We start from the raw sequence: 14,061 nt of genomic DNA, 5'->3' as shown, positions 1-14,061 counted from the left end.
TTTTAGAAACCTGTCAGGTTTAATTAATTCTTATATTCTGATGTTCCTTTGGATATTTTTACTTTGTATGATTTTAAATCTATTCCAAATTTGGAACGATATTGCGCTGAAATTTTTTCTCTTAGTTCCTTTTCTGAACCTTTTTCTACTAGATTTATAGAACAACCTCCAAAACCGCCACCCATCATTCTTGCTCCTAAAACCGAAGTTTCATTGGCTACAGCATCAACTAAAAAATCTAATTCATCGCAACTCACTTCATATTCTTTAGACAAACCATGATGTGTTTCGGTCATTAAATTTCCTAGTCTATTAAAATCTGAATTTTCTAAAGCATCAACGGCATCTTGAACACGTTGAATTTCTTTTACTACAAAATGACATCTTTTGTAAACGATTTCTCCTAATTCATTTTTAAGAGCATTTACCATTTCTTCAGTACAATTTCTAAAGGTTTTTACTTCTGGAAAATGACTTTTTATGATGGCTAAACCTTGTTCTACCTCGTTTCTTCTATCGTTATAACCTGATGTTAAATGCGTGTGTTTTACATTGCTATCCAATAAAAGTAGTGAATATTTTTTGAAATCAGCTTTATGGTATTCGTATTCCAATGTGTTGCAATCAAGTTTGATGACTTTATCTTTCTTGCCAAAAACCGAAGCAAATTGATCCATAATCCCACAATTTACACCAACAAAAGTATGTTCTGATTTTTGTCCGATGAGTGCAATTTCTTCTTTGGTTAAACCTAAAGCAAACATTTTATTGAACGCATAAGCAAATCCACATTCGACTGCAGCCGAAGATGAAAGTCCAGAACCAATAGGAACAGAACTACTAAAAACGGCATTAAATCCGTTATCGAATTGCTTTTGCTCTTTTAATTGTTGCAAAACACCAAGAATATAATTAATCCACATGATTTGATTAGGAACTAAAGTGTCTTTCAAATTAAATTCGAAAACCTCATTCAAATCTTTAGCTATGATTTTACAATCAGAGTTTTTATTAGGTGAAATTGCGATGCAAACGTATTTATTGATTGCGGCTGGCAAAACAAAACCATCATTATAATCAACATGTTCACCAATAATATTGATTCTTCCTGGTGAAAGGAAAATATGTTCCGGTTTATTTTGAAAGGATTTTTCAAAATGTTCCGTTGTGTTTTTTATTAATTTTTTCTTCATGAGATAAATATTGCGGCTTTTATTTGATGTTTAATAGGATTGATGATGATGTGAGTCTATTTGATTTTACTTCCAATTTTACATCTCCAACTGTTTTTCCGGCTTGAATAATCACTTGACATTTTCCGTTGAATGCACTTCTTTGCCAAGCACCATCAGAACATTTATCTGGTTCATGCGAACTCGGATCACCATTACCTACGCCAATAATTTTAGCATCGCCAATTAGTTTGAAATAAACCATATTGTTAGCATTTGGTAGTTCTCTACCTTTATCATCAACAATCGAAATATTCACAATTACTCCATCTTTACCATCAGCTAAAACCGAAGATTTATCGGCTACAGCAATAACTTTTGCAGCGTGATTTGTAGTTTCAACTTTTGAAGTTAATTTCTTCCCGTTTTTATAAGCAACTGCTTCTAAAGTTCCTGGTTCGTAGTTGACTTCCCATTGCAAATGGCTATTTCTTGGCATGGATTTTTTACCTAAGCTTTTTCCGTTAAGGAATAATTCTACACCATCAGCATTGGTATTTACCCAAACATCAATTGGTTTACCTAACTTTTCTGGCCAATTCCAATGTGGTGAAATGTGCAGAATATCTTCATTCGTCCACCAACTTTTATAATAGTAATAAATGTTTTTTGGGAAACCACAAACATCTAAAATTCCGAAATGCGAACTGATATTGGGCCATTTGTATGGTGTTGGTTCACCGCGATAATCAAATCCTGTCCAAACAAAACCACCAAGCCAATAGTCATTTTCTGCAGCCAATTTCCACCAAGTTTCAGCTTTGCTTGCCCACCAAGGATGTGTAATATCTTGGTCTGGAACATAGGCGCGAATTTCATCTTTTTCATAGATTCCACGAGTAGTTACGGTACTTCCCATTTCAGTTCCAAGTAAAGGTTGATTGGGATGATCACGATGATAATCGGCAACAGCATATTCACGATAATTAAATCCGCGGATTGGAATTACTTCATTTACACCTTTGAATTCGTTAGGCATATCAGCTGCATATGTTGACGTTCTCGTTGGGTCTAACTCTGCTTGAATAGCTAAAAGTGTTTTTGCAATTCGCTTTCCATAATCGTTTCCTTGAATATTCTGTTCCTCATTTCCAATGGACCATAAAAAAACGGAAGCGTGATTTCTATCTCGTTTAAGTATTCGTTTAAACTGGTCGATATATTCTGGACTGCTGTTTAGCAAACGTTGTTCATCAACAACTAACATTCCCAAACTATCACAAGCTTGCAAAAGTTCTGGAGTTGGTGCGTTATGACTTGCTCTATAAGCATTAGAACCCATTTCTTTCAGTAATTTTATACGATAATATTGCATAAAATCAGGTAGTGCACTTCCAATTCCGGCGTGGTCTTGATGGTTGTTTGTGCCTTGAATTTTGATTTTTTTTCCGTTCAAGAAAAAGCCTTCTTTGGAATCAAATTTTACAGTTTTAATTCCGAAACGTGTTTTTGTTTGATGTACCACTTGGTTTCCTGATTTTACAACAGAAATTACCTTGTACAAATACGGATTTTCAAGTGACCAAAATGTAACGTTGTTCAAGTTCAAATTTTGCTTAATGGTAGTTTTTCCGTTTACCGAAAGTGCAATTCTTTGTTCCGAAGTTTTACCTAATTGTTTGCCGTTTCTATCGGTAATTATTGAATAAACAACAGCATTAGAAGGTTGTAGATTTTTACTTTCAACTTCAGTTTCTACAGTTACAGTTGCGTTTTTACCGTTTACTTTTGAATGCACAAAAACACCATCATTTGGGATGAAAACTTTATCAGTAACATTCAACCAAACGTGACGATAAATTCCGGCACCTTCATAAAACCATCCTTCATATTGTGTGGCATCCACTCGAACTACAATAACATTATCGCCTTCAAAATTTACATAATCTGAAACATCATAAGAATTACCAACGTAACCACTAAAATTAGTTCCTACATAAAATCCGTTGAACCAAATTTCCGCATTTCTATAAATACCGTCAAATTGAAGTTCGAATCGTTTTCCATCGTCTTTTTTATCGACAGAAAAATGTTTGCGATACCAACCAACACTCGTTTCCGGATAAGCACCACCAACAGGCTTGTAACCGTGACTATCCATTTCAACTTGCTCAGATTTTACAAAAGGAAGTTCAACAACCCAATCGTGTGGAACGTTGATTTTTTTCCAAGTGGAATCTACAAATTTTGGGTTTACAATAGTAGTTGCATATACATTAGACTTGTGAAGCAACGCTGTTTTTCCATAATCGAAATCTTTGGAAACATCAGATGAATTTCCAAAATGAAATTTCCAATCTTCGTCTAAACTGATTTTTTTCTGAGCAAAAGTTGTACTTAAACCCATTAGAAGTAGAGCAAAATAGTATATTTTTTTCATCATAATTATTCTTTAAATGCATCTAATGCTGGTGATGGTTTTCCGTCAGCTTGCCATGCGCTTAAACTGTATCCACTCCATGATTTTGCGCCTTGTGGTTCCCAATACATCACTCCCAAACCTCTTTTATTTGGAACTTTTTTAACGGCTTCAATAGTAGCTTTTAATAATTCATAAGTGTTTTGAACTTTGTCATCTTCACCACCAACTTCAACAATCATAACATCTTTATTGTAACGATTTACCATATCGTTAAGATTGAATTCTAAGTCGGCAATGGTTTCTGAATAATCTTTTTTAATCCAATAAGGATAATACGAAAGTCCGATGATATCGTATTTTACCTTTTGAGCCTTAGCATTATCGAAGAACGTTCTAAATTTTGCATTGTTATTTCCTTCATCAACGTGAACGATTACTTTGATTTTTTTATCAACCGCTTTTACAGCATCGTAACCTTTATTTAAAAGTTGCCCAAGTTGATTCCAGTTATCGGTGCTTCCTTCTGGCCACATCATTCCGCCTGGAATTTCGTTTCCAACTTGCACCCATTCTGGAGTTACACCTGCATTTTTTAAAGCAGAAATCACTTCAAAAGTATGATTGTAAACATCATTTAGTAATTCCGGAAACGAATGATTTTTCCACGCAGCAGGTTTATTTTGCTTTGCAGGATCAGCCCAAGAATCGGAATAATGAAAGTTAATCATCACACGCATGCCCATTTTTTGGGCACGTAATGCCATTGCTACAGTTTCATCTTTACCACAATGTCCGCTTGCTTTGTCATCATTTGGATTTACCCAAACACGCAAACGAACCGAATTCATTCCTCTGTCTTTAAGTAGTTGTAAACATTCTTTTTCAGTACCGTCTTGGTCATAAAATTTGTAACCTGTGGCTTCCATTTGAGGCAACCAACCCACATCGGCGCCTTTTGCGAAAGCAGCTTTGTAAACAGTACATGATGTCAAAATTAATGCAATCGATACTATGTAAAATAAATTTTTCATTATTAATTTGGACTAAAAGCATCCATTACAGGAAGTGCATTATTATTAAAATCCCATAAAGCTTGATTTTCCCATGAAGAACCATTTGTAGATTGAGTTCCTCTAAAAGCAACCCATTCTGAACCCCAATAGCAAAAACCTAGTCCATGAGAATTTTGTTTTACGAGATTTTTTATTGCCAAAATAAAATTTTTCTGACCTTCATTGGATGCTGGATAAGTTGTAATTAATTGATCATTTTGTCCCACTATATTGTTGGTCCAATCGTTCCAATTGAGTGTAAATGGATAAGCTGTTTCGGCAATAATGACTTTTTTATTGTGTGTTTGTCCTAAAGATGTAATTGTAGCATTTACATCTGAAAGGTTTTTTCCATGCCAAATTGGATAATAAGACAATCCGATATAATCATAATTTATTGCACTCATTTTATTGAAAAACCATGTGGATCCACTTCCGATTCCGGCATAATGAAGCATTATTTTTGTTGCTGGTTTTTGTGTTCTAATTTTGGTACTTATGGCTGCAATCAATTGCAAACTTTGACTTTCATTGTTGATTAAATGTCCCTGAGGCCAAAGCAATCCGCTGTTGATTTCGTTACCTATTTGGATAATATCTGGATTGATTTCTGTTAAAATGGTTGACGTATAATTTTCAGCTGCTGTTTTTAAATCATTAAAATTTAAACTTTGCCATTCTGTTGGAGTAGTTTGATGTGCAGGATCAGCCCAAGTATCAGAATAATGAACCGTTAGCCAAACTTTAAATCCTGCATTTTTGGCTCTTGTTGTAAATGTTTTAACTTCATTAAAAGTAGATTGATTTACGGTTGGATTTTTCCATAGACGAATTCTAATGGTATTGCAACCTGCATTTTTTAAAGTTGTTAATGCATCTTGTACAGCACCATTATTTTTATATGTTATTCCTTCACTTTCAATTAAAGGTAAAAATGACATATCAGCTGCACGAATAAAATCATCCGTTGGCATTGGATTAGGTGTTGGTGTTTGTTGAGTATCATCACTTGAGGAACATGATGCTAATAAAAAACTGAAAATTAAAATAAATAGCTTTTTCATAACTTTATATTTTTTCGAATTTGAATGTGGTTTTATGATGATAAGTTTCGTCTTTTTTCAAAACTGCACTTGGAAAATGTTCGTGATTTGGTGCATCTGGAAAATTTTGTGCTTCAAAACAAATACCACTTAATGGATGGTAACTCGCATTTTCTTTTCCTTTGATTTGATTAAAACAATTTCCACCAACATAAATATGAATTGCTGGTTGGTTAGTAAAAACCGACATTTTCAAATTATTCTTTTTACTTATTAATATAGCCGAAACAGTATCGTTATCATTTAAAACAAAGGTGTTATCAATTTTAGTTGGACATTCTTTTGGTAAATTAAAATCGAATGGACTTCTAGCAACTTCAAAAAATCTACCTGTTGGTATATTATCAATATTGGTTTCCAAAGTTTTGGATGAATTTACAAATAAATCTTGATTCACAATATCTTCAGATTGTCCGTCTAAGTTAAAATAGCTATGTTGTGTGAGATTTATTACGGTATCTTCAGTAGATTTTGCAAACATATCTACTTTCAATTCGTTATCTTCAGTTAAGATATAAGTCACTTGTGTTGTTAATTGTCCTGGAAAATTTTCTTCATTGTCCTGACTTATATATTCCAACGTAATTGCATTTGTCGTAACATTCTTAACATTCCATAATGCTTTGCTAAAACCATTGATTCCTCCGTGAAGTTGATGAGAACCATGATTTTTAGTAAGTTCTACTCTATTTCCGTTTAAAATAAATTCAGCGTTATTTATTCTTCCTGCATATCTTCCGACTATAGCACCTAAATATGGAGCACTAGGTAAATTAAATGATTGAATATAATTTTCTAAAGTTTCAAAGCCTAGAACAATATCAACTTTTTCCTTTTTGGAAATGGGAATTTTTATTGAAGAAATTACTGCTCCATAATTAATCACTTCAACTTCAAAACCATTTTTATTGGACAAATTGTAACAAAACACTTCCTTATCACTAGGTAAATAACCAAATGATTTGTCTTTTTTAGATTCTTTAAAATGTGAATTACGAATTTTTAACATCGCTATTTTATTAATATTGTATCAAAAGTAAAAAAATACATTTCTAAACCATACCAGTACCTACCAGTTTTTATGTAACTTGCCACCAGTTAATTTATTTCACATGAAAATTATTACTGTTGACAAACATTCCAATTTACCTAAGTATAAACAAATAGTGTTTTCAATTGAAGCGGCTATTTCTGAAAATCGATTAAAAAAAAATGACAAATTACCTTCTGTTAACAAGGTAAGTTTAGAGTTTTCTATTTCAAGAGATACTGTTTTGTTAGCCTATGATGAACTTAAAAAAAGAGGGATTATTTACGCTATTTTAGGAAAGGGATATTATGTAAAAAGTGTTGAATTTAGTTTTGAGCAAAGAATTTTTTTATTGTTTGATGAATTGAATATTTTTAAAGAAGACATCTACAATTCCTTTTTGGAAAAGATGAATAATGCGGCTCAGATTGATATTTTCTTTCATCATTTTAATATTGAAATGTTTAAGAAACTGATTAATGAAAGTAATGGAAACTATTCAAAATACATCATTATGCCAACAAATTTAGTAGGTGCGGCATCATTAATAAAAACACTTCCCAAACAAGATGTTTATATTTTAGACCAAACGAATTCAGATCTGAAAGATTATCCTTCTATTCATCAAAATTTTGTAAAAGATATCTATGAAGCTTTATTAAAAGGAAGACATCTAATTGACAAATACCAAAAGTTAATTTTAATTTTTCCTGGATTTCGGGAACCATTAGGAATGAAAATTGGATTTGAAAAATTCTGTAATGACTATCATTTGAATCATGAAGTTATCAATCAATTTGAAGAAAGAACGTTACAAAATGGTGAAGTATTTGTAATTCCAGACGATCGAGATTTAGTAAAAGTCATAGAAAAATCCAAAACTCAAAATTTAAAATTGGGCTTAGACTTCGGAATCATTTCCTATAATGAAACACCTTTAAAAAAAGTTGTAGAAAACGGAATCACAACCATTTCAACAGATTTTAATGAAATGGGAAAACAACTTGCGGAAATGATTTTAGAAAATAAAAAAGTCCAAATCGAGAATAAGAACAATTTGATTATTAGGAATTCTTTGTAAATAAAAAAAGCTTCTGAAAAATCAGAAGCTTTTTACGTACACGATTCAGGTAAAATATCTAACCAATTGTTGATTGATTATGAAATTTTTAGTAGCTTTTACAAATCACTTTTTTGTTAAATATTTTACATACTATGATTGCTGAAAATATCTATTCTATTGCAATACACCTTCCTGAAAAGGATTTAGAAAAGCTTTATATAATGTTAGGCAAAAAAGTAAATCACAATTCAAACTACTTCAAAAGTTTATTCAACACAAAAACTCTTTTTTCAATTAAAATCAAGTAAAACTACGTGTAAATAATACAACCAAATAAAATATTTTTGGACGCAGATAATTTTGGTTTTCAATCATTAAAAGACCTTTAAAATCAAGGATTAATGTTTGTTTTTAATATTATTATATCGTCAATAAAAATCAACATATTTTGTAGATTATGTTGTACAAACGTTTTTTTATTAAAAAAATATTTTAAAAAAAGCTTTTTTTATAAATAATTATGATTAGCTTTATGAAGTAAAAATCATACAAAAAAAGTGTTAACTATTTTCTAAAATGTACACTTTTTGCTTACTTATTTATTGTTTACGTTCTTATAGATTTGCATAATCAATTCATTTTTTTTTTAAAATTATCCATTTTACGGTTTCCCGTAAAATCATAAAATCAATTTACAATAGCTTTGAGTTTTAGTAAACTTTAAGCAAAATAATTTCCAATCCGTTTAAATAGATTTATAAAATAATTTAATAACCTCACCTATGAAACACAACCTGTCAAAAATGCTATTGCCAATTGCATTTTGTTTTTTAAACACCTACTCTTATTCCCAAAAAATTCTCTGGGAAAAAAGTTATGGTGGCAAACATGCAGATTATTTAATGGATGCAAAACCAACTCCTGATTATGGATTTATCCTAGCAGGAAGTTCATTGTCTAAAAAATCAGGAAACAAAACCGAAGATAATAATGGAGACCTCGATTATTGGATTTGGAAAATGAATGAAGAAGGTGAATTAGATTGGCAAAAGAATTTTGGTGGAACAGGAAGTGATTTTCTTCAAAGTATTACACTAACAAATGATGCAGGTTACATACTTGCAGGAATATCAAATTCAAATAAAGGATTTAACAAAGAAGCAGATTCAAAAGGTCAAGACGACTTTTGGATTATCAAACTTACAGCTACAGGTAGCATAGAATGGCAAAAAACAATTGGTGGTAGTGCGCAAGAAAAACTTAGTACCATCGTGCAAACTAAAGATGGGGGTTACATTATAGGTGGCTCATCAGCTTCAGAACCTGAAGAAAAACAACAGACGGTTACAAATCCTAACGGAGATACTCATAAAACATCAGAATATTTCGGAAATTTAGATTACTGGGTTGTAAAGTTAGATAGTAAAGGTAAAATCGAATGGCAAAAAACTTATGGTGGGATTTATGCCGACGAATTAAGAAGCATTGAGCAAACCTTTGATGGAGGTTTTATTATTGGAGGGTATTCCAACTCACCAAAATCAGGAAACAAAGCTGACGATAACAAAGGAATTGGAGATTATTGGATTCTTAAAACTGATGCTAAAGGTGAAATCATTTGGCAAAAAACAATTGGTGGTGATAAAGACGACCAATTATATGTAGCACATCAAACTTTTGATAAAGGTTATATTCTAGGAGGTAATTCCAATTCAAATGCAAGCGAAGAAAAAAGCAGAACCAATAGCGAAGGAACTGATTTTTGGGTGTTGAAATTAGACGAAAATGGTGTAATTACATGGCAAGAAACTTACAACTTTGGTAAGTATGATATTCTTACCTCTTTAGTAGAAAACGATGATCATACTTATTTAATTGGTGGTTTTGCAAAAGGAGAACTAAACGGTGATGCCAAATTGAAACTGAAAAATGCTAAAGCAAAATCAGGAACAGATGACTACATAGCGCTTAAAATTGACGAAAAAGGACAAGAACTATGGAGTAAAACGGTTGGTAGCAATGGTGAAGATGTTTTAAAAAGAGTAATTGAAACCAGAGATGGCGGTTATCTTTTTGCAGGAACTTCCAACCCACAAATGACACCATCTGTTATTTACGGAAATTCTAGTTCTTCAAAAAATTCAAGTATGCTAGGTGGAATGACTGGTGAAAACCAACAGTTCAATAAAGCAAAAAGTGAAGTCAACTCAACAATTAGTCAAACAACCGATTCTATTAATAAGGAAATTAACAACACAACCACTAATGCAACTAATCAGGTTAAAGATGCAATAGGTTTAAAAGAAGATTCACCTTTAAAATTAGGTGGTGGTGAATTAGGAAACGTGTTAAATGCACCAAGTCTAGGCGATGGAAATAATAATAGTAAAGGAGCAAGCTCACCACAAAAAAAAACACCTCCATCTGGTGACAAAAAGAACAGCTTTGGAAACAAAGATTTTTGGGTAGTCAAAGTAAAAGATGAAACCAAAAAAGAAAAACCAAAACTAACTATTGAAGCATCTCCAAACCCAACTTTAGGATATACCAACATAGTCATTGGTTACGACTTCGAATCAGGAACTGCAACCATAGTAGATTTATCAGGAAGAGTCATCCAAAAAATCGAAATTACAAGCAGAACAATACCCATAGACTTAACCGCACAACCCGAAGGAATTTATATCGTCAATATAAAAACCAATGTGCAAAGTGATGGAGTGAAAATTATTAAAGGAATTACAAAAAATTAAGAAATGATGAAAAATAATTTAAACTATATAATCTTTTTTTTAGGGTTAACATTTTTTAAGGCTACTGCTCAGAATCCTGAAATAAAAACTGATTTACCTACAGTAATACCGCCTTCACCAACAGTTGCTGCTCTTATGAAATTTGAAGAAGTACCTGTAAGTAATTATACTGGAGTACCTGATATTTCTATACCATTGTTTAGTACTCCAACACTTTCTAAAGATATTAATTTTAATTTAGCTTTGAGTTATCATTCGGGAAGTATTAGACCTGAAACAGTCTCTAGTGATACAGGATTAGGTTGGTCTTTACTTGCAGGAGGGACTATTAGTAGGACTGTTAGAGGTTTACCAGATGAAATTTATTCCATTAGAAGTGGTGCAAATGGCGGTCATAAAATTGGTGTTTATCAAAATAACACCTATTATAAAAATATTTATCATAAAATGTTTGGTTTTCAAGTTCTTGGAGTTTCACTGCCTTTTACATTCTATGAAATGAATGAATACTTATTTGATATTGTTGAAAAAAATAAAATGGATACGCAGTATGACTTGTGGCAATTTAATTTTATGGGCAAAACAGGAAGATTTATAATTGAAAAAAATTTTGGCAATAACACATTATTCGTAAAAAATTTAAGCCTAGCAAATGATATTCAGATTAAATTGAATTATGATCCGCAAACATTTGTAGTAAATACGATTGAAATTTTTGATAATTTAGGATATAGATATTTATTTGATATTATTGAAAAATCAAAAAACACAACTATTAATACATCAACTAGTTTTGTGCCAGCTTCTTCACCTATTAGTAATATTAGTGAAGATGATGAATTTGCATCAGCCTATAATCTTTCAAAAATATTTAGCCCAAATAACAAACTATTAATTGATTTCATATATACCTCACAACAAAATATCGAGTTTACAATTTCTCATACTGAGGAGAATTATGTTCCCGAGAATTTGACAGAAAGTATTTTTATGACTGATTATATTCATACTCAAGAAACTAATTGTTCAGGTTCATTAAACTCTTTAGCACCAAAATCAGTGGTAACAACTCAACAAACAAAAGTATTCACAAAAAAAATAAGTACCATAAAGGTAATAGATTTTGCCATAATTGAATTTAATTATCAATTAGGTAGGCTAGATTCCAAGTTAATTAGCGCTCAAAATTCTTTAATTTTGAAAGAATTTGTTATAAAAAATTGGCAAGATATTTTTATCAAAAAAGTTAGTTTAAATCATGTTTATAGAACTTCAAAATATAATAGATTATTCTTAGAATCTATTCAAACAAAAGACCAAACACAATTAAAAACTGAAGATTATAAATTTGAATATAAAGATTTACCGCTTTCATATAATAATGAAATTTTTAAAAACGACGTATTTGGCTATTTGACTATTGTTCCATCTTATTTATCTAACTTTTACTATAATGAAGTAAATCCTGATTATACAGCTACTGACGTACTACAAAAAATTGTTTACCCTTCGGGTGGCTCTGCTATATTTGATTTTCAATCCAATACATATTCATTTGAAGGAGATGAAGCAATAACCAATTATAATGATAATATTAAAAATTGGGATGTTTTTGATCAAACGGTCAGCTTTAATAACCTCTCAAATGTGTACAAACCTTTTTTTACGTTAACCGAATCACAAGATATAAATTTAGTATCAACACTTAATGTCAATTCGTCAGACTTCCGATTTATAATATATAAGTATGAAAACAATGTTTATACATCAGTTGGAGGAATTGACGAGTCTACTTGTGCAGATGGAAACTGTAGCGCTATACTTTATAATTTATCGCCAGGGGCATATTTTGTTACATTTACATCTGTTGATTTAAATTTTCCTACCACTTTTAACGCAACAATAAAAGCAATATATAAAGTAAATAATAACACCTATCAATATGATTTTGGTGGTGGCGTTCGAATTGATAAAATAGCGTATTTCAAGGATAATGTAGCAAAAAATGTCTTTGATTCACCATTGACGGCAACACCTGCAAAACTTATTAATTATAACTACCATCAAAACAATATTTCAAATGGGGCTTTAGTTACAAAAAAACCTATTTTTCAATACGACTATAAGCTACAAAAAGTACACGATGTTTCTCCTTGTTTGCCTGGATGCTATAATAGTTTAACACCAATATTCAACTTAAAAAAGTTAACATCTTACAACAATATTAAAACAATCCAAACACAAGGCGCAGATATAGGCTATAGTTCAGTTAAAGTAATTGAAATAGGTAAAGGATATACAAGTTATGAATATACATCTCCAAGGGACTATCCAGAAACAAGAAATAACTTTTATCCATTTCTAATTTCTGAAAATTTAGATTTTAAAAGAGGATTACTTAAAAATGAGAAAGTTTATGATTCTTCTAATAAAATTATAAATGATAATACCTATTCATACACAATTGAAGAAGCCTCTGAAACTGATAAAGTATATGGATTATATTTTTATGTTTTAAGTTTCAATAGCACTAATTTGTTTTATAATCCTTATGCTCCCTATGCAATCAATTATGATGTTTACTATAATTTAGGCGTTTTATGTAGTACTTGTCCTTTTAATTTTGGCAGTTGTTCAGGCTTTATTCAACCAAACGAGTATGTTAATATAGAATTATTAAAAGAATCATTCGGCTGGGCTAAACTCACCTCCAAAACCACCAAAAATTACTTTTATGAAGGCAATACTCAAAAAATAGTACAAACCGATGAAACCTATGCGTATAACCCTATCAATAAGAAAATAAGCGAGTCAACTATTAGTAACAGCTTTGGTGAAGTTATGAAAACAAAGTATTTTTATTTACCAACGGTTGATACACCAACTTCTAAAAATAATATTTCGACCATTGAAAAAATAGAAACTTATAGAGATAATGCCTTATTGTCTTCGAGCAAAATAAACTACTCAACCGCTTTTGCTGGTAATGTTTCCTATTTGCCCCAAACCATCACCACATCCAAAGGAAACAATGCCCTTGAAGCAAGAGTGCGCTACAATGCCTATGATGAATTTAGCAAACCGTTAGAAGTACAACAAGAAAATGGTACAATAATAAGTTACATCTACGGCTACAACCAAACCCTACCCGTAGCCAAACTAGAAAACATGGCTTATGGTAGCATTCCTGCTAATTTGATAACCGCTATTCAGTCGGCTACGAATACAGGTACAGAGGCAAGTGTTATTACAGCATTAAACTCGTTACGAACAAATGAAAACTTGGCTAACGCTATGATTACCACCTTTACCTACAAACCGCTTGTTGGTGTAAGCACCATAACCGACCCAAAAGGCGATACCATAACTTATGAATATGATTCATTTGGAAGATTAAGTACTGTTAAAGATAAAAACGGAAACATACTTTCTGAGAACCAATACAATTACAGAACTCAAAACTAAT

The 14,061-nt window shown here is 31.5% G+C and carries 8 protein-coding genes; 3 read left to right on the top strand and 5 right to left on the bottom strand.

The annotated features are described in order from the left end of the window. Positions 1-23: 23 nt before the first annotated feature. From galK to ACIQ06_RS11960, 5 genes are read right to left on the bottom strand one after another with little or no spacing between them, the layout of a single operon-like run. Positions 24-1,193 (bottom strand): galactokinase, encoded by a 1,170-nt coding sequence (galK, locus tag ACIQ06_RS11980; protein ID WP_396146614.1) that lies wholly within the window; start codon positions 1,191-1,193, stop codon positions 24-26. 19 nt (positions 1,194-1,212) lie between these two features. Continuing rightward, complete coding sequence (gene galA, locus ACIQ06_RS11975) at positions 1,213-3,615, bottom strand: beta-galactosidase GalA (RefSeq protein ID WP_396146612.1); 2,403 nt, start codon at positions 3,613-3,615, stop codon at positions 1,213-1,215. A gap of 2 nt (positions 3,616-3,617) precedes the next feature. After that, positions 3,618-4,625, bottom strand: a complete 1,008-nt coding sequence (locus ACIQ06_RS11970) for an arabinogalactan endo-beta-1,4-galactanase (RefSeq protein WP_396146610.1) — start codon at positions 4,623-4,625, stop codon at positions 3,618-3,620. 2 nt (positions 4,626-4,627) lie between these two features. Further along, positions 4,628-5,710, bottom strand: coding sequence for an arabinogalactan endo-beta-1,4-galactanase (locus ACIQ06_RS11965; RefSeq protein WP_396146607.1), 1,083 nt, complete (start codon positions 5,708-5,710; stop codon positions 4,628-4,630). Between the two features lie 4 nt (positions 5,711-5,714). Continuing rightward, complete coding sequence (locus tag ACIQ06_RS11960) at positions 5,715-6,758, bottom strand: aldose epimerase family protein (protein WP_396146605.1); 1,044 nt, start codon at positions 6,756-6,758, stop codon at positions 5,715-5,717. A gap of 103 nt (positions 6,759-6,861) precedes the next feature. On the opposite strand from ACIQ06_RS11960, the gene ACIQ06_RS11955 reads away from it, so the two are divergent. From ACIQ06_RS11955 to ACIQ06_RS11945, 3 genes are all read left to right on the top strand, one after another. Beyond that, entirely contained in the window at positions 6,862-7,860 is a 999-nt protein-coding gene (locus tag ACIQ06_RS11955; protein ID WP_396146603.1) for a GntR family transcriptional regulator, read from the top strand. A 764-nt stretch (positions 7,861-8,624) separates the two neighbouring features. Next, on the top strand, positions 8,625-10,595 hold the full coding sequence (locus tag ACIQ06_RS11950; protein ID WP_396146601.1) for a T9SS type A sorting domain-containing protein: 1,971 nt from the start codon (positions 8,625-8,627) through the stop codon (positions 10,593-10,595). Between the two features lie 3 nt (positions 10,596-10,598). Then, complete coding sequence (locus ACIQ06_RS11945; protein ID WP_396146598.1) at positions 10,599-14,060, top strand: RHS repeat domain-containing protein; 3,462 nt, start codon at positions 10,599-10,601, stop codon at positions 14,058-14,060. Position 14,061 lies beyond the last annotated feature (1 nt).

Origin of the sequence: Flavobacterium sp., assembly GCF_044341265.1 — a bacterium.
GTDB lineage: Bacteria > Bacteroidota > Bacteroidia > Flavobacteriales > Flavobacteriaceae > Flavobacterium.
Note: the sequence above shows the minus strand (reverse complement) of the source record. Positions and strands in the feature narration are given on the sequence as shown.

Excerpts from the sequence above, each read along its gene's own strand:
- galK (WP_396146614.1), bottom strand. The coding sequence starts at position 1,193 with ATGAAGAAAAAATTAATAAAAAACACAACGGAACATTTTGAAAAATCC.
- galA (WP_396146612.1), bottom strand. The coding sequence starts at position 3,615 with ATGATGAAAAAAATATACTATTTTGCTCTACTTCTAATGGGTTTAAGT.
- ACIQ06_RS11970 (WP_396146610.1), bottom strand. The coding sequence starts at position 4,625 with ATGAAAAATTTATTTTACATAGTATCGATTGCATTAATTTTGACATCA.
- ACIQ06_RS11965 (WP_396146607.1), bottom strand. The coding sequence starts at position 5,710 with ATGAAAAAGCTATTTATTTTAATTTTCAGTTTTTTATTAGCATCATGT.
- ACIQ06_RS11960 (WP_396146605.1), bottom strand. The coding sequence starts at position 6,758 with ATGTTAAAAATTCGTAATTCACATTTTAAAGAATCTAAAAAAGACAAA.
- ACIQ06_RS11955 (WP_396146603.1), top strand. The coding sequence starts at position 6,862 with ATGAAAATTATTACTGTTGACAAACATTCCAATTTACCTAAGTATAAA.
- ACIQ06_RS11950 (WP_396146601.1), top strand. The coding sequence starts at position 8,625 with ATGAAACACAACCTGTCAAAAATGCTATTGCCAATTGCATTTTGTTTT.
- ACIQ06_RS11945 (WP_396146598.1), top strand. The coding sequence starts at position 10,599 with ATGATGAAAAATAATTTAAACTATATAATCTTTTTTTTAGGGTTAACA.